Origin of the sequence: Sorangium sp. So ce176 (genome assembly GCF_051519835.1) — a bacterium.
Lineage (GTDB): Bacteria > Myxococcota_A > Polyangia > Polyangiales > Polyangiaceae > Sorangium > Sorangium cellulosum_G.
The window spans coordinates 5,767,503-5,787,546 of the sequence record NZ_CP150371.1; the positions used below are offsets into that span (position 1 = coordinate 5,767,503).

General features: G+C 72.0%; 11 protein-coding genes. 6 read left to right on the top strand and 5 right to left on the bottom strand.

Annotated elements, in window-relative coordinates; genetic code table 11:
- Window positions 1–4: 4 nt before the first annotated feature.
- From WMF42_RS21540 to WMF42_RS21565, 6 genes are all read left to right on the top strand, one after another.
- Entirely contained in the window at window positions 5–1,024 is a 1,020-nt protein-coding gene (locus WMF42_RS21540; protein ID WP_437693960.1) for a tetratricopeptide repeat protein, read from the top strand.
- Window positions 1,000–1,197, top strand: a complete 198-nt coding sequence (locus tag WMF42_RS21545; protein ID WP_061607309.1) for a hypothetical protein — start codon at window positions 1,000–1,002, stop codon at window positions 1,195–1,197. The genes WMF42_RS21540 and WMF42_RS21545 overlap by 25 nt, the downstream gene beginning before the upstream one ends.
- A gap of 12 nt (window positions 1,198–1,209) precedes the next feature.
- Window positions 1,210–2,415 (top strand): tetratricopeptide repeat protein, encoded by a 1,206-nt coding sequence (locus tag WMF42_RS21550; protein ID WP_437693962.1) that lies wholly within the window; start codon window positions 1,210–1,212, stop codon window positions 2,413–2,415.
- Window positions 2,412–2,738 (top strand): hypothetical protein, encoded by a 327-nt coding sequence (locus WMF42_RS21555; RefSeq protein ID WP_061607311.1) that lies wholly within the window; start codon window positions 2,412–2,414, stop codon window positions 2,736–2,738. Before WMF42_RS21550 ends, WMF42_RS21555 begins: the two co-directional genes overlap by 4 nt.
- Before the next feature lie 24 nt (window positions 2,739–2,762).
- Window positions 2,763–8,120, top strand: a complete 5,358-nt coding sequence (locus WMF42_RS21560; protein WP_437693965.1) for a trifunctional serine/threonine-protein kinase/ATP-binding protein/sensor histidine kinase — start codon at window positions 2,763–2,765, stop codon at window positions 8,118–8,120.
- A gap of 143 nt (window positions 8,121–8,263) precedes the next feature.
- Window positions 8,264–10,243 carry a protein kinase domain-containing protein gene (locus tag WMF42_RS21565; RefSeq protein WP_061607313.1) on the top strand — a complete coding sequence of 660 codons (1,980 nt, stop codon included), beginning with the start codon at window positions 8,264–8,266 and terminating at the stop codon, window positions 10,241–10,243.
- Here WMF42_RS21565 and WMF42_RS21570 read toward each other — a convergent pair.
- The 5 genes from WMF42_RS21570 to WMF42_RS21590 all read right to left on the bottom strand — a co-directional run bounded on the left by WMF42_RS21570 (window position 10,186) and on the right by WMF42_RS21590 (window position 19,875).
- Window positions 10,186–11,739 (bottom strand): complex I subunit 4 family protein, encoded by a 1,554-nt coding sequence (locus tag WMF42_RS21570; protein ID WP_233561309.1) that lies wholly within the window; start codon window positions 11,737–11,739, stop codon window positions 10,186–10,188. The genes WMF42_RS21565 and WMF42_RS21570 overlap by 58 nt on opposite strands.
- Window positions 11,740–11,741: 2 nt before the next feature.
- Window positions 11,742–13,166, bottom strand: coding sequence for a proton-conducting transporter transmembrane domain-containing protein (locus tag WMF42_RS21575; RefSeq protein WP_437693967.1), 1,425 nt, complete (start codon window positions 13,164–13,166; stop codon window positions 11,742–11,744).
- Window positions 13,156–16,200: a YbcC family protein gene (locus WMF42_RS21580; protein WP_437693969.1), complete on the bottom strand. Its 3,045-nt coding sequence runs from the start codon at window positions 16,198–16,200 to the stop codon at window positions 13,156–13,158. Before WMF42_RS21580 ends, WMF42_RS21575 begins: the two co-directional genes overlap by 11 nt.
- 102 nt (window positions 16,201–16,302) lie before the next feature.
- Window positions 16,303–17,958 carry a SulP family inorganic anion transporter gene (locus WMF42_RS21585; RefSeq protein ID WP_437693971.1) on the bottom strand — a complete coding sequence of 552 codons (1,656 nt, stop codon included), beginning with the start codon at window positions 17,956–17,958 and terminating at the stop codon, window positions 16,303–16,305.
- 282 nt (window positions 17,959–18,240) lie between these two features.
- Complete coding sequence (locus WMF42_RS21590; protein ID WP_437693973.1) at window positions 18,241–19,875, bottom strand: aspartate:alanine exchanger family transporter; 1,635 nt, start codon at window positions 19,873–19,875, stop codon at window positions 18,241–18,243.
- Between the last annotated feature and the right edge of the window lie 169 nt (window positions 19,876–20,044).

Here is a 20,044-nt window from a genome sequence, read left to right on the forward strand (position 1 = left end):
TCTCATGGCAGAAGAAGGCGAAGTCAGGAAAGAGAAGCGTAAGCAAAGCAAGAGCCTCGCCCAGGAGGGTGAGGTGCGCCGCAAGAACGGTCAGTACACCGACGCGATCCGGCGGTTCACCGAGGCGCTCGAGATCGACGGCGAGTACGCATGGGCCTACGCCCACCGGGGCGCCGCCCGTGCGGCGCTCGACGATTGGGAGCCCTGCTGCGCGGATTTTCAGAAGGCGGTGGAGCTGAAGCCTGACTACGGATGGGCGTACGCGCGCTGGGGGGAAGCCCATCGGATACATGCGAGCCACAGGCTGGGCAGGGCCGACACGCCCCCGGACTGGCGCGAGCAGCACGCGATCATCGACCGCGGGATCGAGCTCCTCGAGCGAGCGGCCGAGCTGTCGCCTGGGAGCGCCTGGACTTTCGCCCACCGGGGCGCGACGTACACGTACAAGTACTGGCTCGAGGTGATGCCCAGGCTGGTGCCGGCCTTGGAGCTGGACAACGGCCCCACGCCGGCGCCGGAGGCTCGGAGCTCCAAGGGCAACGACGCCGCTGCGCGGGCGCTTCAGGACCTCGACAAGGCCCGCGAGCTCAATCCAAGGTACGCGTGGGTCTGCGCGTTCAAGACTTGCGTCCTCGCCCTCATCGCGCGCGAGCAGCCCGACATGACGCCCGGGCTCCTCGCGGCGCGCGACTGGCACCCAGTGGGCCGGCCGCTATCTCGTCACCGTGGGGCTCAAACGGCTGGGATGCTCCTCGGGCTGGACCTGCTCGACAAGCCCGGCAGCGGAGGCACGGCGATCGAGACGCTGTCGCGCGAACGCCTGTCCGTCGAGGCCATCGGGCTCGTCGCCTTCGAACCCGGGCCCCGACCCCGACGAGGCTCCCGACCCCCGGCCGAATGGCGCAAGACCCGTGGACCGGATCTCGCCTCCCCTGCGGCGGTCGCGCGCAGATCTGAGCGGGAACAGGGGTGCCTGGCGCGTCGTGGTGGAGAAAGACGATGGAGCTCTGCGGCTGGGAGATGATCGAGCGGCTCCGGGAAGGCACCCGCTCGACGGCCTGCCGTGCGAGGCGACGCTCGGACGCGCTCGCTCTGGAGCTCAAGGCCCTGAAGGAGCAGCATCCGTCGCAGGCGCAGCGCATCGGCTGGGATGACGGCGAGGCCGCGCCGGGGGTGAATCCAACGCTTGTGCACTGACGAGGAGATCCGATGACAGACAATCACCGTACGCGGCCGACCCAAGGGGCAAACGCGCGGCTGCAGAAGCTCGCCCAGGACGGCGAGGTGCGCCGCCTGAACGGCGAATACACCAAGGCGATCGAGTGCTTCACACAGGCGCTCGCGATTCACGGCGGGTACGCGTGGGCTTACGCTCACCGGGGCGCCGCCCGGGCGGCCATCGACGACTGGGACCAGAGCTGCGAGGATTTCGGCAAGGCGCTGGATCTGAGGCACGACTACGGATGGGCCTACGCGCACTGGGCGGACGCGCACCGGAGTCATGCGATCTACAGGCTGGGCACGGCCGACACGCTCGCCGAGTGGCGCGAGCAGCACGCGCTCATCGACAGCGCGCTCGCGTACTTCGACGAGGCTGCCAGGCTGTCGCCAGGGAGCGCCTGGACCTTCGCCCACCAGGGCGCAGCGTACACGTACAAGTACTGGCTCGAGGTGATGCCCAGGCTGCTGCCGATGCTCGCGCTGGACGACGGCCGCGCGCCGAGCCCCGCGGGGGCCGGCGCCGCGCCGCGCGGGCTGCCGGGCCCCAGGCCAGCATCCGCGGTGCCGGCTGCTCGGCGGGTCGACGCCGCGGCGCTGGGGCTGGAGAGCTTCGAGACGGCCTGCAGGCTCAACCCGCGGTACGCCTGGGCCTTCGCGTTCAAGGCGTGCCTCCTGGCACTCATCGCGCGCGAGCTGCCCGAGGACGAGATGCTCCGCAAGCTCGACGAGGCGCGCGCCTGCCTGCTTAACGGGCTCATGCTCGACGTCAACAGACGGCTCTTGGTTGACGCCCCTGTCGCAAAGCTCATGAGCTGCGCCGGGAATTTCCCCCTGTCGGTCGCCACAGGGATCAGCGGGATTGAGAAGAACCCGGGGGATCTCGTCTCGCGCTACTTCATCGCTGTCGGGCTGAAGCACATGAACGATCCTCACGCGAATACGGTCATCGAGCAGACCCGGAAGATACTCATCTCCGCGAGGCGCGACATCGACTTGATGCTTGACGGCCTCGCCGTGCTCGATGGCACGAAGAGCCTCGATTCGGTGACGAATCTGCACGAGAGGATGACCGTCGAGTCGATCGCGCTCCTCGCGTTCGATCCCACGTGGCGCGATATCCGCGCGAGTCGGCTCCCGCAGGCCGACCCGCGAGAGGCCAATCCAGCGACGACTGAATCACAGGAGAACTCATGAACCATCTGTTCGATCTGCTCACGGAGCTGAGCATCGACCCCTTCAAGCAGGCCGCGTTCGTGGCCGAGCGGCAGGATGAGCTGCTCACCGACGAGGAGCAGGCCGCGCTGAGGCATCCGGGGGCGCCCGAGGCGCAGGCCGCGATCGCCGGCGGCGCGTGGGCCCGTTGCGCGTTCGTCCTGGATCCCGGCCCCGACCCGGACGACGATCCCGATCTACCCGACCTCCCGGACAGCCCCGCCGCCGATCCGAAAGACCGGCTCCACGCGGCGCGGGGGCCGGGCCGTAGCGCCCGCGGGCTCGGTACGCGCGCGCGGCTCTGAGCGAGACGAGAGAGGAGAGCGACGATGGAGATCTGCGGCTGCGAGATTCTAGAGCGGCTCCGGGACGGCGCCCGCTCGACGGCCTATCGTGCGAGGCGACTGTCGGACGGGCTCCCGCTGGTGCTCAAGGTGCTGAAGGAGCAGCACCCATCGCAGGCGCAGATCGCCTCGCTCCGCCACGAGCACGCGATCCTCGACGACCTCAAGGACGTGCACGGCATCATCCGCAGCCACGGCATCGCGGAGGACGGCGGCCGCCATGCTCTCTTGCTCGAGGATTTCGGCGGCTCCTCGCTCAGGGCCCTGAACATCGCGGGGCACCTCTCGATCGAGCGGGTCCTCACGCTCGCCGTCGACGTGACAAGCGTCCTCGAGGCGATCCACGGGCGGCGCATCATCCACCGCGATCTCAACCCGTCCAACATCGTGATGAGCCCAGCCGATGGCCGGGTGAAGGTCATCGATTTCGGCCTCGCCTCGGCGCTCCCGCAGGAGGCGACCGCGTTCACGAGCCCCGGCGGGCTCAAGGGCACGCTGGCGTACATGTCCCCGGAGCAGACCGGCCGGATGAACCGGCCGGTCGACTACCGGACCGACTACTACTCCTTCGGGGTGAGCCTCTATGAGCTCCTCACCGGCCGCCTCCCCTTCGCCGCGGACGACGTGCTCGAGCTTGTCCACGCGCACATCGCACGGCAGCCGACGTCGCCGCGCGCGCTGAACCCGGCGATCCCCGAGGTCGTCGCGGACATCGTGCTCAGGCTCATGGCGAAGAGCGCCGACGAGCGCTACCAGTCCGCGCGCGGCATCCGCGCCGATCTCACCGGCTGCCTGGAGCAGCTCCGCCAGCGCGGCGCGGTGGCCCCGTTCCCGCTCGCGCGCCACGACCGGTCCGAGCGCTTCCACCTCCCGCAGAAGCTGTACGGGCGCGACGCAGATCTCGAGCGGCTGATGGACGCCTTCGAGCGCGCGAGCCGGGGCGCGGTGCTCATGGTCGTGTCCGGCTACGCGGGCGTCGGGAAATCCGCGCTCATCCACGAGGTGTACCGCCCGCTCACGGCGCGCCGGGGCAGCTTCATCGCTGGAAAATTCGACCAGTACCACAACGATGCGCCGTACGCGGCGCTGGCGCAGGCCCTCCACGCGCTGGTCGAGCAGATCCTCACCGAGAGCGAGGAGCGCCTCGCGGCCTTCCGCGCGCGGGCGCTGCAGGCGCTCGGCGAGCGGGCGCGGGTCCTCATCGACGTGTGCCCGAGCCTCGAGTTCGTGCTCGGGCGGCAGCCCGACGTGGCAGCGCTGCCCCCCACCGAGGCGAGGCAGCGGTTCAGCCAGGCGGTGGGCGATTTCATCGCGGCCGTCGCCACGCCGGATCACCCGCTCTGCATCTTCTTCGACGACCTCCAGTGGGCCAACCTCGACGCGCTGAAGCTGCTCGAAGAGCTGCTCGCGACGGCGCAGGATCTGCCGCTCTTCGTGATCGGCTCCTACCGGGACAACGAGGTCACGGACGCGCACCCCGTCGCGGTGACGGTCCGGGCGATCGAGGCGCAGGGGACGCGCGTGGAGCGGCTCTCGCTCGCGCCCCTGGGGCCGGGGGACGTCACGGCCATGGTCGCCGACGCCCTCGACGCCGCGCCGGAGGACGCGCCCCCGCTCGCCGAGCTGCTGCTCTCGCGCACCGCGGGCAATCCGTTCTTCGTGCGCGCGTTCCTGACGTCCCTGTATGCCGACGGGCTGATCGAACGCAGCGTCGATGGCTTCCGGTGGGATCTCGATCGCATCCGCCAGCGCGGGATCACGGACAACGTGGTCGAGCTGCTGGTGGGCCGGGTACGCCAGCTCCCGCCGGCGACGCAGGAGCTGCTCAAGGTGGCCGGCTGCCTCGGCGCCGTGTTCGACCTCGGCACCCTCGCGATCGTGGCCGACCGCTCCCTGGAGGAGGTCGGCCGCGACCTGTGGAGCGCGGCGGCCGAGGGGCTCCTGATCCCGATCGATCCGGTGAGCTCCGCGGTGCAGATGGCGGCCGGGGGGCCAGGCCTCCGCTGCCGGTTCGCGCACGACCGCATCCAGCAGGCCGTGATCTCCATGCTGGACGACGAGGTGGGGCCGCGCCTCCACCGAGACGTCGGCCGGCGGCTCCTGCGCAGCGCGACCGCGGAGGAGCAGGAGCGCCGCCTGTTCGACGTCGTGGGGCTGCTCAACCAGGGGCGGGCGGCGATCGACGAGCCGGCGGAGATCGCCGAGCTCGAGCGGCTCAACCTGCAGGCGGCGCGGAGGGCGCTCGAGGCGGGCGCGGGGCAGCAGGCGCTGGTCTACGGCCGGGCGGGCATCGCGCTGCTCGGCGAGCGCGACTGGAGCGACGCCTACGAGCTCGCGCGCGACCTCCACCTGGTCGCGGCGGAGGCGGCCTTCTCGCACGGCGACTTCGAGGCGTTGCACGGGCTGTGCGAGGCCGTCCGGCCGCGGCTGCACGGCGTGCTCGACGAGATCGAGCTTCTCCGGATCGAGGGGCAGGCCCACTATTCGCAGCACCGGCTCGCCGACGCGATCCGGACCTACGTCGAGGCGCTGCGGCGGCTCGACGTCGAGCTGCCGGAGAGCCCGGCGCCGGAGGACATCGCGCGGGAGCTCCGCGAGGCCGCGGCGGCGCTGGACGGCCGGCCGGTCGACGAGCTCGCCGGCCTGCCGGAGTGCAGCGATCCGATCGATCGCGCGCGCATGGTGATCCTGAACCAGGTGATCAACATCGCCGGGATCGCCGGGATGAGCCTGTTTCCCGTCGCGATTGGCCGCCTGGTCCAGATGTCGCTGCGCTCCGGGCTCGTGCCGCAGTCCTCCTTCGGGTTCACGTTCTACGCGCTCCTGCTCCTCCGCGGCGCCAACGTCGAGGCGGCGTACCGCGTCGCGCACCTCGCGCTGCGCCTCGCCGACCGGATGGGCAACAAGGAGGTCCGCGCGCAGACCTACCTGTACGGCGGCTTCCACGTCATGCACGTGAAGGTGCCGCTCCAGGAGCTCTCCCCGATGTTCCTGGACGCCTACCGATCCGCGGTGGAGGCAGGCCACCCGTTCCACGCCGCCGCGTGCGCCGAGACGTTCTGCGTGACCCGGATCCTCGCCGGGGACGATCTGGCGATGCTCGCCTCCGACATGGAGCAGTACGCGCATGTCATCGAGAAGCTCCGCCAGACGATGGTCCTCGGCTGGCACCAGATCTACCTGCAGACGGTGCTCAACCTGCGCGGCAAGGCCTCCGATCAGGTGGTGCTCGCCGGTCCTGCGTACGTCGAGGCCGAGCGGCTCCCCGCGCAGCGGGCGGCCGGCGACGTCGGCGCGCTGTTCAGCTACCACTTCTGCAAGACGCTCCTCTGCTACCTGTTCGGCGAGCACGAGCAGGCGGCGTCGCTCGCGGAGGCCACGGCACCCTACCTCGTCGTCGCGGAGACCTGCGCATCAGCCGCCCCCTGGGCCCTCATCGAGTCGCTCGCCCACCTCGCTGTCCACGACCACGCCGACGAAGCCGCGCGCGAGCGGACCTTGGCGATCGTGGAGCGGAACATCGCCAAGCTCGAGAACTGGCGCGAGCACTGCCCGGCCACCTACGAGCACAAGCTGCTCCTCATCCGCGCCGAGCGCGCGCGCGTGCTCGGCCAGGACGACGCGGCCCGCGACGCCTTCGAGCGCGGCGCCGAGCTCGCGGAGAAGAGCGGCTACCAGCACGAGGCCGCCCTCGCCCACGAGCTCGCCGGGCGCTTCTACCTCGCGCGGGGCGACCAGAAGCTCGCGCGGCAGCACCTGCGCGACGCGCACGAGGCCTACCTGCGCTGGGGCGCGGTCGCCAAGGCCAAGGCGCTGGAGAAGCAGCACCCCGGGCTCGTGCCGCACGTCGCCTCCGGCATCCTCGCGGCGTCGAAGTTCTCCGAGACGGCCGGCCGAGAGCTCGACTTCAGCGTCCTCGACCTGATCAGCGTCCTCAACGCCTCGCAGGACCTCTCGCGCGAGATCGAGCTCGACCGCCTCCTCTCCCGGCTGATGCAGATCCTCCTGGAGACGAGCGGCGCCGAGGCCGGGTACCTGCTCCTCGAGCAGGGCGGCCTGTGGGTGGTGGAGGGCGAGAAGGCCGTCGACGAGGACGCCAAGGTCCTCCAGTCGATCCCGATCGCCGATCTCGCGCCCCGGGGACGCCGGGGTCTGCCCACCTCGATCGTCTATTACGTCGCGCGCACGCAGGAGAGCGTCGTGCTCGACGACGCCGCCGCGAACCCCCGCTTCGGGCGCGACCCCCACATCGCCGCCCACGCGGTCGGCTCGGTGCTCTGCTTCCCGCTCGGCCGCCCGGGCGGCCGGCGCGGCATCGTCTACCTCGAGAACAGCCTGGTCAAGGGCGCCTTCACCCCGGCCCGCATGCGCATCCTGCAGATGCTCTCGACGCAGGCGGTCATCTCGCTCGAGAACGCCGCGCTCTACAACACCCTGGAGCAGCGGGTCCAGGCGCGCACTCGAGAGCTGCAGGCGAAGAACGAGGAGCTCGCGGCCACCTTGAAGCGCCTGCGCGAGGCCCAGGACCGCATGATCGTGCAAGACCGGCTCGCCTCGCTCGGCTCGCTCACGGCCGGCATCGCCCACGAGCTCCGGAATCCGCTCAACTTCGTCAACAACTTCGCCGAGCTCTCGGCCCGCCTCATCGACGACATCGGCGGTGACATATCGACCCTCGCCCAGGAGCTCGACGACGACCGCGAAGAGTACCTCACGGAGGCGCTCGGCGACCTGACGAGCAACGTGAAGAAGATCGGCGAGCACGGGCGGCGCATGGAGGGCATCATCCGATCGATGCTCGACCACTCGCGAGGCGAGCGCGGAGAGCGCCAGGAGGTCGACTTCAACACGCTCGTGGCGACGTACGTCAACATCGGTTATCACGGCGCCCGCGTCCGCACCCAGTCCGCCGAGATATCGATCGACCTGGACCTCTCCCCGTCCATCGGCCAGGTGAGCCTCGTCCCGCAGGAGATCAGCCGCGTGGTCATCAACCTGGTCGACAACGCCTGCTACGCCGTGCGCCGGAGAGACGCGGCGCGCGGACAGGGGTCTTCACCCCAGATCCGGGTCACGACACGCGATCTCGGCGATCGTGTCGAGCTCCGTGTCCATGACAACGGCGTCGGTATCCCGGCGGGGATCCGGGACAAGATCATGAACCCCTTCTTCACGACGAAGCCGCCGGGCGAGGGCACGGGGCTCGGGCTCTCGATCTGTCATAACATCGTCGTCGAGGGCAACGGGGGCACGCTGACCTTCGAGACGGAAGAAGGGGAGTCCACCGAGTTCATCGTGACGCTCCCGAAGCGCGCGCCCGGCCCGGAGCTCGGCGCCGCGTAGGGCCCTGGTCGGGCCGCCGCGCGGCCCCTATATCGATCATCCTCGAGCCCTGAGCGTGGAGGATGGATGTAGGGCAGAACGCGGGGATGAGCGCACGCTGCTCCATTGACTCCCGTATTCCACCGTTGTAGCATGGGGCCGCCATGGCAGAACCTATCATCGCCGGGAAGTACATGCTGATACGGCATATCGGCGGCGGCGGTATGGGGCAGATCTGGGAGTCGCAGGACCTGCGCCTTCAGCGGCGTATCGCGCTCAAGCTGATGAGCGCCGAACACGTGGAGTCGCCGGAGTCGTGCGCGCGCTTCGATCGCGAGGCCAAGTCGATCGCGCAGCTCCGCAATCAGCACGTCGTGCACATCTACGATTACGGCATCGACCACGGGCTCGACGAGGAGCGGCCCTACATCGCGATGGAGCTGCTCGAGGGCGAGGATCTCCAGCGCCGCATCGATCGCGTGAGGCGGCTCCCGCTCCCGGCTGTCGCGTCGATCGTGACGCAGGCGGCCCGCGGCCTCGCGGCCGCGCACGCCGCGGGCATCGTGCACCGCGACCTGAAGCCCGGGAACGTGTTCCTCGCCCGGACCGAGGCCGAGGAGGTCGTGAAGCTCCTCGACTTCGGCGTGGTCACCATGCTGTCGAAGAGCGACGATCTGCGCCTCACCGGCGGCGGCGGCCTCATCGGCACGCCGACGTACATGAGCCCGGAGCAGATGCGCGGCGCGGTCGTGGATCACCGGAGCGATCTCTGGTCGCTTGGCGTCCTCGCGTACTGCGCGCTCACCGGCGAGCTGCCGTTCACCGCGAAGACGCTCGGCGGGCTGGTCGTGGGCATCTGCACGGAGCCCTTCCCTCCCGCGTCGAGCCTCGTCCCCGGGCTGTCGCCCGAGCTCGACAGGTTCTTCGAGCGCGCGCTGGCCAAGGACCCGACCCAGCGCTTCCGGTCGGCGCGCGAGATGGCCGCCGCGTTCGCCGCGCTGGCCGCGGGCAACGAGCGGCGCCCGGCCAAGATCCTGATCGCCGACGACGAGCCCGACGTCTCCGCCCTGATCAAGCAGTGCTTTCGCCGCCAGATCCGCGAGGGCATCTACAACTTCGTCTTCGCCGAGGACGGCGAGAGCGCCCTCGCCGAGCTCCGCAATCACCCCGACACCGATGTTGTCCTCACCGACATCAACATGCCCCGCATGGATGGCCTCACGCTGCTGCCCCACATCGGCGACGTGACCCCGCACGCGCGGGCGGTCGTCGTGTCCGCCTACGGCGACATGCAGAACATCCGCACCGCGATGAACCGGGGCGCGTTCGATTTCCTGGTGAAGCCGATCGACTTCAAGGACCTCGAGCTCACGATCGAGAAGACGCTGAAGCAGGTGCGCGAGCTGCGCGACAACAGCCGATCGAGCCGGGAGAACGACCTCCTGCGCACGTTCGCCAGCCCGCTCGCCGTCGAGCGGCTCCGCTGCCCCGACGGCTTCGGGGCGTGCGAGGTCGCGGAGGGCACTGTCGCCTTCCTCGATCTGGCCGGCTTCCACGACGCGGCCCGGGGCAAGCGCTCGGAGGAGACGGTGCGGATGCTGAACGCGAACCTCGACGTCATCGCGCTCGAGCTCTCGATGCGGGGCGGGATGATCGACAGGTTCCTCGGCGACTGCGTCATGGCCCTCTTCCGCGGCCCCACGCACGTCGCGAGCGCGCTCGACGCCTGCCTGGTCGTGCGCGCGCAGCTCGAGACGCTGGCGCGCCGCGCCGGGGAGACATCGGCCTTCGTCCCCGGCATCTCCGTCGGCGTGGCGACCGGCGAGCTCATCATCGCCGAGCTCGGATCGAGGTCCTGCCGCCGGCTCGACTGCACGGTGCTCGGCGAGGTCGTGAGCGTCGCCGCCCAGCTCCAGGCCGCGGCCGGGCGGAACGAGATCCTCGTGAGCGGCGAGGTCCACACGAAGGCCACCGGCTTCCAGTGCGCGCCGCGCGGGCAGCGCGCGTTCGTGGGGGCCAGGGGGCCCGTGCAGGTCTTCGAGGTCCTCGGCCGCGGGCCCGCGGCGCAGGGGTCTGTCGGGGCAGGTCAGGGCGACGTCGCCACGCTCGAGATCCGCTCCAGCCGGGCGACGTCGCCCTCCTGAGCGCAGGCGCCATCGCAGCCGGCCGCGCCCCCCGCGCCGTGGCTCACGCCGGCGAGCACCCGCTCGACCACCGGCGCGTGCAGCGCGAGCAGCCCTGACGGCGCGACGCCGAGGGTCACGGTCAGCACCAGCAGCGAGAGCAGCACCGCGCGCTCGCGGAACAGGAGCGGCTCCACGCCGGCGGCGCCCTTCGCCCCGCGGCGGAGCGGGCCCAGGAACGTGCGCTTGAACGCGCGGAACATCGTGATCCCGTTGAGCGCCGTCGCGCCCAGCATCAGCACCGAGAGCACGGGGTGGACGTGCAGGATCCCGTGCAGGAGCAGATCCTCGCCGATGAACGTCAGCGCCCCCGGGAACCCGATCGTCGCGCACGCGAGCAGGAGGAAGAACGCAGCCATGCGCGGCGTCCTCGCCACGAGGCCGCCGAGCTCCCTCACGTCCGCGGTGCCCGTGCGCGCCTCGATCGCCCAGACGACCATCGTCACCCCGGTGACGGCGATCGACAGGGCGAAGCTCTGGAGCAGCGCGCCGCTCAGGCTCTGCGGGTTCATCGACGCGATCCCGAGGAGCACGAGCCCCTTCTGGCTCGCCACGAGGTACCCGATCATCCGGCGGAGATCGGTCTGCGTGAGCGCAAGGATGGCGCCGTGCAGGGCGCTGAAGAGCCCCAGCGCCGCGAGGATCGGCATGTCCTCGGCGCAGCTCTCCGGCAGGAGCGGCGCCACCACGCGCACGATCACGCAGACGCCGACCTGCATCTCCGCGAGCAGCACGGTCACCCCGAGCGGCCCGCGCTCGAGCAGCACCGGCAGCCAGCCGTGGAACGGCACCGCGGCCATGCGCATCAGCACCGAGATGCCGATGAGCGCGAAGAGCGGCGACTGCCACGCCTCCGGGACGCCCGCGCGGGCGACCTCCTGGATGTCGAACGGCGGCGCCACGCCGCGCCGCGCGGCGAGCGCGGCGATGACGCCGAGCGCCAGGACGAGCGGCGCCGTGCCGCCGATGAGGAAGATGCGGTAGGTGCGCCGGAGCAGCTGATCGGCCGCGGCCCTCCGCGCGATGAGGCGCGCGCCCGGCAGGAACGCGGCGACCCACGCCACGGCGAGCACCACCAGGTCTGCGGCGCAGTAGACGCCGAGGATGGCGCTCGCGGTGACGAGCACCGCCGCGAGGCTCCGCCGATCGAGCGCGGCGCGCGGGCCCGCGGCGATCAGGGCGAGCAGCGTGGCGCCGAGCAGCGGGAGCAGGGAGACGCTGAAGCCGTTGAGGACGAGGCGGAGGCGCACGCCGAGGACCGGCACGGCGGGGCCGACCGCTTCGACCGCGGCGCCGCCGGCCGCGTGGAACAGCGCGAGCGCGGCGAGCGAGAGCGCCAGGGTGAGCGCCGCGCCGGCGAGGGCCATGCGCCGCGCGGCGGCGTCGCTGCGCGCGCGGCAGACCGAGAGCGCGGCGAGCGCGGGCGCGAGGATCGTGGCCGAGAGGATCAGGAACATGCTCACGACCGCGCTCCCTTCGTCTGGGGCGCCGGCGCCGCCGCGCCCGCGCGCTCGTCGGGGGCGCCCGCCCCGACGGCGCGGCCTTCGTCGCGCTCGGCGAGGCCGCTCAGCGCCGCGACCCAGCGGCGCTCGAAGCCGTCGATCACCTGCCCGAGGCGCATGAGCGGCGCCGCGATGAACCGCTGCTGCAGCACCTCCACCTGGAAGCGCTCGAGAGAGGCCCAGTACGCGCGCCGCACGAGCCACGCCGGCAGCACGCGGGCGGCGATCGCGAGGTGCGGCAGCGGCTCGCTCGCGTGCGCGGCCCGGATCTCCTGCGCGTCGCGGAGCGCCGCGGGCGCGCGCAGCATCTGCAGGCACCGGAGGCACGCGTGCGCGAAGAGGTGCACCAGCGCGAGCCAGTAGTACCCGAGCCCGATCTCCACGAACATGATCCCGACCTGCGACATCGTCGCGTACGCGAGCGAGCTCTTCACGTCCGCCTGCACCCGGCCCACCAGCGTCCCGTAGACGGCCGTGAGCGCCCCGACGCAGGCCACCACCGCGCTCGCCGCGGGCGAGCGCTCGAGCACGGGGGCCGCGCGCAGCATCAGGTACACGCCCGCGTGGATCGAGATCGCGCCGTAGAAGAGCGCGCTCGACGGCGTCGGCCCCTCCATCGCCCGCGGCAACCAGGTCCCGACGGGGAACTGCGCGCTCTTGCCCATCGCGGCGAAGAACAGGCACAGCGCGAGCGCCGTGGCCCCGGAGGCGCTGATCGCGGCGGCGGACCCGGGCCACGGGGCGCCGCCGAACACCTCGCCGAAGCTGGCCGAGCCGGCGAGCGAGTGCATGAGCACCGCGCCGACGAGCAGCCCCACGTCGCAGAGCCGGTAGGTGATGTAGACGCGCAGCGCCGCCCGCGCCGGCGCCGCGCGCTCGTGGAAGAACGCCACGAGCAGCACGCTCGTCGCGCCGACGAGCTCCCAGCCGACGAAGAGCAGGTCCATGCTCCCCGCGGACACGAGCGCCAGCATGCCCGCCGAGAACAGCGCGAGGAGCAGGAAGAACCGCGCGAACCCCGGCTCGCGGTGCAGGTACGCGACAGAGAACCTGCCGGTGACGAGCGCGATCAGCGAGACGAGCACCATCATCGTCGTCGACAGCCGGTCGACGAGCAGGACGATGTCGAACGCGTAGCCCGGGATCTCGAACCAGTGCCCGAGCTTCACCGAGAGGAAGGTGTAGGGCGCCACGACGGACGAGCCCCAGGCGACGAGCGAGGCGACGAGCGAGAGCGAGAGCGCCGACAGCACGGCGCCCGACACGACGCGCTCGCTCGGCGTGCGCAGGAGGAGCAGGTAGGCGCCGAGCGCCGCGAACGCGACCGCCGGCGAGAGCACGGCGACCGCGGCGAGCTTGCCGAGGAGGACGTCAGGCAGCATGGGAAGAGACCTCCGTCAGGGACCGTGGGAGCGCGGCGCGGACGATGGCGGGCGGGATGAAGCCGCGCTTGCCCGCGTACCAGTCGACCGACCGCTCGACCGCGGGCAGCGGGTGCTCCGGCGGCGTGAACGGCGCGAAGGCGCCGCGGGTGAAGTGCTCGAACCGGCCCGTCGCCGGGTCGATGCAGACGAGCTGGATCCAGCCGTTGACGACGAGCTCGCGCAGCGCCGGCTGCCGCGCGCAGATCGCCGCGGCCGTCGCCGCGCTCGCCTCCACGACCGTGAGCATGCGCACCGGCTCGTGGATCTCGATCATCTGCTTCGGCAGGCCGGTGCGCAGATCGCTCAGCGAGCCGTCCATGACCCCGAGCAGCGAGGTGAGGTTGTGCGGCAGCTTGGTCCCGGCGCCGTAGCGGAGGTTGTCGACGCGGGAGAAGTAGTACTCGAGGTTGATCCCCGCCCCGACCGGCCCCGCGGAGAGCAGGACGCGCTCGAGGATCGCCCCTGTCGGGTCCTGCGTCGGGTCGTACGAGACGAGGAACGCCCGGCGGTCGAGGAACATCCCGCGGGTGAGCTCGCGGCGGCCGATCACACAGACGGCGTTGGTCGCGTGCCCGAGCTCGGGCCGGGCCTCGCTGAGGTCCACGGCGCGCGCCTCGACGTGCGCGAGCGCCTGCTCGGGGCTCAGGCGCTCCGGCGCCGACGCGAAGCGGCGGCAGCGCTCGTGCGCGTGCCGCTTGCGCGCCTCGCCGAGGGCCTGCTCGAGCGCCTCGATCTCGCCGCGGTGCGACGCCGGCGCGAGGTGCTCGTCGTAGAAGACGATCTCCTCCGTCGTCGTGTTGTTCATCCCGCCGAGGAAGAAGGTCCCGTCCGGGATGTCGATGCCGCGGCCGCGGAGCAGCGCGCGCACCTCCCTGTCGTTGGCCATGGCGGCGAACAGCCGCGCGTTCGGGCCGCCGTGCCGGCCGCCGCACGCGCCGCAGTCGTACGCGGACTGGTGCGGGTTGTTCACGCTGGACGCGCCGTGGCCGAGCACCGCCACGATCGGCGCGAAGCGGCGGGTGAGCCCCATGATCTCGAGCGTCGCGGCCACCCTCGCGGCCTTCTCGGCGGCCGTGAAGGGCGCCCCTCCGCTGCCCACCGGAGCCCCCTCCTCGTGCGGGCTGTGCAGGTGGGTCGGCACCGCCGGCAGGAAGCGGCGCTCGAGGGCGCGGCGCAGCCGCGCGAACGCCGTCGGGAACAGGACGCGCCCGACGAGCGGGATCGTGGAGAGCAGCCCGAGGGTCGGCGTGAGCAGGAGGCCGCGCGAGAGGGTCCGGGTCCCGTGCCCGAGCGTGTGGACGAAGCGCGCCCAGCGCCTGCGGCGCGCCTTCCGGAGATGGAAGGCGCCCTCCTCGCGGGGCCGCTCGACGATCTCGTGCGCGGGCTCGACGCCGACGGGGCAGAGGCTCACGTGGCCGGCGTCGTCGAGCCCGCGGAACCGGATCGGCACGCCGAAGAACCCGGCGATGCCGAGGGTCTCGTGCCGCGGGGAGAGCTCCTCGAAGTGCCTCCGGAGGCCCTCGCAGCGGTCGTCGATGCACAGCGCGACCTGGAACCGGGGGGCCGGGACCGCGCGCTCGTGCGCCGGGCGGCGCAGGTTCGCCGCGATGCCGTGCAGCACCTCGACCCGGTGGTGATGCTCGTACGCCTCGTGCAGCAGGCGCCGCCGCGTCGTCTCGTCGAACGCCTCGAGCACCTCCAGCGCCCAGACGCGCTCGGCCTGCGGGAGCGCCTCCATCTCGGCGACCGACAGCCCCGCGAGCTGCGCGAGCTGGAACAGAAGGAACGGGCGATCGCTGTCGGGCGAGCGCGGCGGCGGCCCGGCGCGCCTCGCGTGCTCGACGAGCCCCGCGAGGGGCCCCTCGAACCCGAGCCGCCGGCGCGCCACGTCGCGCAGGGCGTACCGGGTGAGGGTCAGGCGCACCGCGAGGTACTCGAGCAGCGACGCGGGCGGCGCGCCGTGCGGCCTGTCGCCCGGGGTGTGCTCGAGCCGGTGGACCATGCCGGCCCAGCCCGGCAGCTCGAGCAGGACGCGCGTCACGTAGCCTTCCCAGCGGTCCTCCGCGACGCCGAGCTCGCGCAGGGCGCCCGTGACGACGGCCGCGGGCGACGCGTCCGCCCCCATCCGGCCGAGCTCCGCGTCGAGCCCGGCGAGGTGCGCGCCGGCCGGCATCGCGCCCTCCAGCACGAGGCTGCGGAACGCGCGGAAGAGCCCCTGCGCGCGGTCCGGCATCGCCCAGTGCGCGACGCCCTCGTCGAGGTAGGCGCCGAGGAGCCGGATGAAGAGCGGGTCGATGAGCCCGGCCGGATCCTCCCCCGTGAGCGCGAGCAGCAGATCGCGGTGGGATCGATCGACGCCCACGCGGTCGGCGAGCGGCACCTCGACGGACGGCGCCGGCGGCAGCGGCGCGCGGCGGCACGCGTCCCAGAGGGCGAGCGCGGCGCGGACCTCCAGATCGTAGCCGACCTCGGCGACGAGGCTCGCGGCGGCCTCCGGGCGCTCGACGAGCCATCGCGCCGTGCCGACGAGGATCCGGCGGCGCGGCTCGGACGGGAGGTCGGGCCTCAGCCTGCGCGTCTCTCCCGCCTCGGCGATGCGCCACCGGAGCCCCGCCTCGGTGGCGGCCTCGATGGGGAAGCGCAGCGCGAAGCGCTCGATCTCGTTGCGTGACAGCGGCCCGCGGCGCTCGTCAGGCCGCTCGGCGAAGCGCTCGGCGAGCGCCGCCTCGACGTCCTGGTCGCCGATCCGGCCCGACGCGATGTGCGCGCGGTACTCCGCCTCGGAGAGGTACGGCTCTGCCTCGAACAGCGCGCTCGCCGCGGCGAGCGCGTCGTGGAACGGCAGGTGCTGGAACGCGTGCAGCGTGTTGTGGTGGACGAACACGCCGATGGGCCCCTGCGATGGCAGGAGGTGACCGGCGTGCTGGAGGACGGCGCGCAGGCGCTCTACTGGAGCTTCGTCTGCGCCGGACTTCGCACTTGGTTCATTCATGTCAATCGTACGTCTCCCGAGTATCGCTCCAAAAAGCGCGGCGTGCACGCGCAGCTTTCGCGCACGTCGCGCACGCCGTGCGGGCTCAGCGGCTCACCGGGCTCACCGGCTCACCGCCGTCGCGAAGGCCACCTTCTTCCGCGCGGAGAGCGGGTGCGACGACATCGGGCCGTGGTCGTCGAGGCCCGACAGCGAGAGCGCCCGCCCCTCGCGCTCGATCAGGGCCTTGAGGTCGTGCAGGTTGGCCATGACCGTGTGATCGACCAGGCGGGTAGCGGCGAAGTTGATCTCGATGACAGGGACGTCCCGGTGCCGCGCGAGCCTCCGCTTGATCGAGAGGTAATTGCTGAAGACGGCGGCCTGCTTGACGCGCAGCACGAGCCGTCCGCCCTCGACGCTCTCCTCGATCTCGGGCCGGAAGAGGCTGCGGAGCGGCGCCCCGTGGAGCACGTGAATGCACATCTCCACGGCGATCCCGACCACGACCCCCACGAGCAGATCGGTCGCGATGGTGATCGCGGCGGTGGCGACGAAGACAACGAGCTGCTCCTTGCCGACGCGGAACGTCTTCACGAACTCCGTGGGAGACGCGAGGCGGGTGCCCGTGAAGGTGAGCATCGCGGCGAGCGCGGCGAGCGGGATGCGGTGGATGAGCCCCGGCGCGAACGCGACGAACAGCAGGAGGAAGGCGCCGTGGAAGAAGTTCGAGAGCCGGCTCCTCGCGCCGTAGCCGATGTTGGCGGAGCTGCGGACGATCTCCGAGATCATGGGCAGCCCGCCGAGCAGGCCCGCGACGAGGTTGCCGGCGCCGGTGGCGAGCAGGTCCCTGTCGAGGTCGGGGCGGCGCTTCTCGGGATCGAGGGAGCTGACCGCCTTCGTGGACAGCAGCGACTCGATGCTTCCCACGAGGGAGAACATCAGCACATACTTCATGGACGCGAGCGTGGCGACCTGGCTGAAGTCCGGAAAGGTGATGGCCTGCGCCAGGTTCCCCGGCAGGGTGACGAGGAACTTCGGCCCGATCGTGTAGACCGAGTCCGTCACCGACAGCGTGTACGTGTGCTCGTGCTCGAGGTCGAAGGCGAACGCGAGCGGTATCGAGGCCGCGAGCACGAGGAGCGGCGCGGGGATCTTCTGCGTCCACCGCGTCCGCCTGGCCACCGCCGGATAGCCGAACAGGAGGACGAGCGACAGGACGCCTATCAGGGCGATCTCGGGGTTCAGCCGCAGGACGCTCGCCGGGATCTCCAGGAGCAGGTGGAGCGGCTCCCTGGACGTCGGGGCGACGCCGAGGAGCGTGTGGACCTGCTTCGAGCAGATGATGATCCCGATGGCCGCGAGCATGCCGTGCACCACCGAGGAGGGGAAGAAGTCGCCGAGGGCGCCGGCGCGCGCGAGCGCGAAGGCGATCTGCACCGCGGCGGCGACGACGATGCAGGCGAGCGCGCGGCGGTAGCCTGTCGCGTTGTCCCCGCCGCCGAGCTCCTGCACCGCGCCGAGCGCGATGACGATGAGCCCCGCGGCCGGGCCCTTGATGGTGAGGGGCGCGCTGCCGAGCCAGGTGGCGATGACGCCGCCGACGACGGCGGTGAGCACACCTGCGATGGGGGGGAATCCGCTCGCCATGGCGATGCCGAGGGAGAGCGGGAGAGCGATCAAGAAGACGAGGAACCCTGAGACGAGATCGGACTTCCACGTCGATGGAGCCGGCGCTGTCGGTGCTGGCTCTGGTGGGTCCGGGATGTTTGGCATGGGCATGGCAGTAGTCGTTCTTCGGCAGGACGTGAGTCCCGCCACCTCCGCCCGACCGCTAGGAAACCGGGTGACTGCTTTCCAGTCCCGGGCTCACACAATGTTTCAAAAAATTTTCGCGAGCACCAGCACTGAATTATTCCACCGTGAGCAGATCAATGAGCCGTCCGCGCGCTGGCCGACCGCGGTACCCGCCTCGTGTCCTGCGATGTCCGCCCGCCGCCGCGCGGCGCCCGTGGGAGGCCGATCGCGCGCGGCGCGGATTTCACCCGCCTTGCGGGCGAGCCATCAGAGCAGCCGCACGAGGAGCTGCGCCGCGATGATCTTCACGAGCGTCGCCACCGGGTAGACGGACGCGTACCCCGTGTTCGGCGCGTCGCTGCGCGCCTGCTCCAGGCTGAACGCGAGCACCGCCGGCTGCGTCTGGATGCCGGCGAGCATCCCGGTGAGGGCGCCCATCGGGATCCGGAGCAGCCGGTGGCCGACGATCAGCGTCCCGGCGGCGACGACAGCGGTGATCGCCGCGCCGCTCCCGATCAGCGCCGCGGCGCCGCCTTGCTGGAGCGTGCGCGCGAACGAGGTGCCGGATCGGGTGCCGACGCCGGCGAGGAACATCACGACGCCGAGCTGCCGCAGCGTGAGGTTGGCGCTGAACGGCAGCGTCCACACGAGCGGCCCCGTTCGCCCCAGGCGACCGAGGACGAGCCCCGCGAGCAGCGGCCCGCCCGCGAACCCGAGCTTGATCGGGGCCCCGCCCGGCAGCGGGATCGGCGCCGCGCCGATCAGCAGCCCGACGGCGATCCCGAGGCTGAACGTGATCACGTCGATCTCCGAGATCGCCTTGAACGAGTCGCCGAGGTAGCGCGCGACCGCCTCCATGCGCTCGCGCGGCGCGACGACGCGCACGAGGTCGCCGAGCTCGAGCTCGGTCTTGTCGTCGGGCAGGAGCTCCACGTCCCCGCGGCGAACGCGCGTGACGATCGCCCCGAAGCGCTCCGGGAGCCGGAGCGCGCGCAGCGGCCGCTCGGTGACGCCGGGGCGGGAGACGAACATCCGGCGAAAATCGATGAGGGACCTGTCGAACTCCAGGTGCTCGGTCGTGGCCTCGCCGAGCAGGAGCGCGGCGGCGCTCACGTCGTCCTCGCCCCCGATCACGCCCACGAGATCGCCGCGCTCGAACACTGTCGCGTCGGTGGCGATCGCGAGCTGCTGGCCGCGGCGCATGCGGCCGAAGAGCACGTGCAGCCCGTGCCGCTGCCGGATCTCGCCGGCCGGCGCGCCGAGCGCCTCGTCGCGGGTGACGCGCACGGTGACGTTGGTGAGGCGCGGCGCTGCCGCCCCGGCGCCGCGCCGGCTCCGCGCCTCCGCGTCCGGATCCAGCCGGAAGAGCCGCTGGAAGAGGCCGATCGCCCCGAGCGCGCCGAGCACCCCGAGCGGGTAGGTCACCGAGTAGCCGACAACGGCGCCGCTGGAGAGCGCCTCGCGCGCGGCCTCGGGCGCGGACTTGATCACCTCGAGGGCGCTGGCCAGCGCCGGGGTGCTCGTGGTGGCGCCCGCGAAGATCCCGGCGACGACGGCGCCGCGCAGGCCGGCGAGGCGCCCGGCGAGCGCCGCGAGCGCGGCGGCCACGAGCAGCGCGCCGGCGGCGAGGCCGGCGTCCCGCAGGCCGCGGCGGCGCAGCGACGCGAAGAACCCCGGGCCGCTGCTGAGCCCCACCGTGTAGACGAAGAGCGCGAGGCCGAAGGCGGGCACGAACTCGGGGAGCTGCAGCGCCGGGTCGACGGCGCCGGCGCCGAGGCCCACGAAGAGCACCGCCGCGACGCCGAGGTGGAAGCCGCCGATCCGGAGGCGCCCCACGAGGAAGCCGACGGCGGAGACGAGGAAGAGCAGAAGGAGGGGGCTGTCCGCGAGGAGGCGAATCATGGGCTCGGGCTTCGGGGGAACGCTCGGTGGGGGACGCGCCGCGGGGAGCGCGCCGTTGGCCGCGGGGGACGCGCGCGGGGGCGATGTTGAACCACGGAGCGCGCGATGAGAATCGACAACGGACCAGCCCGCCCCCTCCGGTAGCGACGCCCCGGGGCGCTGCTACGCT

What these genes read in the sequence shown, in the direction of transcription:
- WMF42_RS21540 (WP_437693960.1), top strand. Translation starts at nt 5, where the DNA reads ATGGCAGAAGAAGGCGAAGTCAGGAAAGAGAAGCGTAAGCAAAGCAAG.
- WMF42_RS21545 (WP_061607309.1), top strand. Translation starts at nt 1,000, where the DNA reads ATGGAGCTCTGCGGCTGGGAGATGATCGAGCGGCTCCGGGAAGGCACC.
- WMF42_RS21550 (WP_437693962.1), top strand. Translation starts at nt 1,210, where the DNA reads ATGACAGACAATCACCGTACGCGGCCGACCCAAGGGGCAAACGCGCGG.
- WMF42_RS21555 (WP_061607311.1), top strand. Translation starts at nt 2,412, where the DNA reads ATGAACCATCTGTTCGATCTGCTCACGGAGCTGAGCATCGACCCCTTC.
- WMF42_RS21560 (WP_437693965.1), top strand. Translation starts at nt 2,763, where the DNA reads ATGGAGATCTGCGGCTGCGAGATTCTAGAGCGGCTCCGGGACGGCGCC.
- WMF42_RS21565 (WP_061607313.1), top strand. Translation starts at nt 8,264, where the DNA reads ATGGCAGAACCTATCATCGCCGGGAAGTACATGCTGATACGGCATATC.
- WMF42_RS21570 (WP_233561309.1), bottom strand. Translation starts at nt 11,739, where the DNA reads ATGTTCCTGATCCTCTCGGCCACGATCCTCGCGCCCGCGCTCGCCGCG.
- WMF42_RS21575 (WP_437693967.1), bottom strand. Translation starts at nt 13,166, where the DNA reads ATGCTGCCTGACGTCCTCCTCGGCAAGCTCGCCGCGGTCGCCGTGCTC.
- WMF42_RS21580 (WP_437693969.1), bottom strand. Translation starts at nt 16,200, where the DNA reads ATGAATGAACCAAGTGCGAAGTCCGGCGCAGACGAAGCTCCAGTAGAG.
- WMF42_RS21585 (WP_437693971.1), bottom strand. Translation starts at nt 17,958, where the DNA reads ATGCCCATGCCAAACATCCCGGACCCACCAGAGCCAGCACCGACAGCG.
- WMF42_RS21590 (WP_437693973.1), bottom strand. Translation starts at nt 19,875, where the DNA reads ATGATTCGCCTCCTCGCGGACAGCCCCCTCCTTCTGCTCTTCCTCGTC.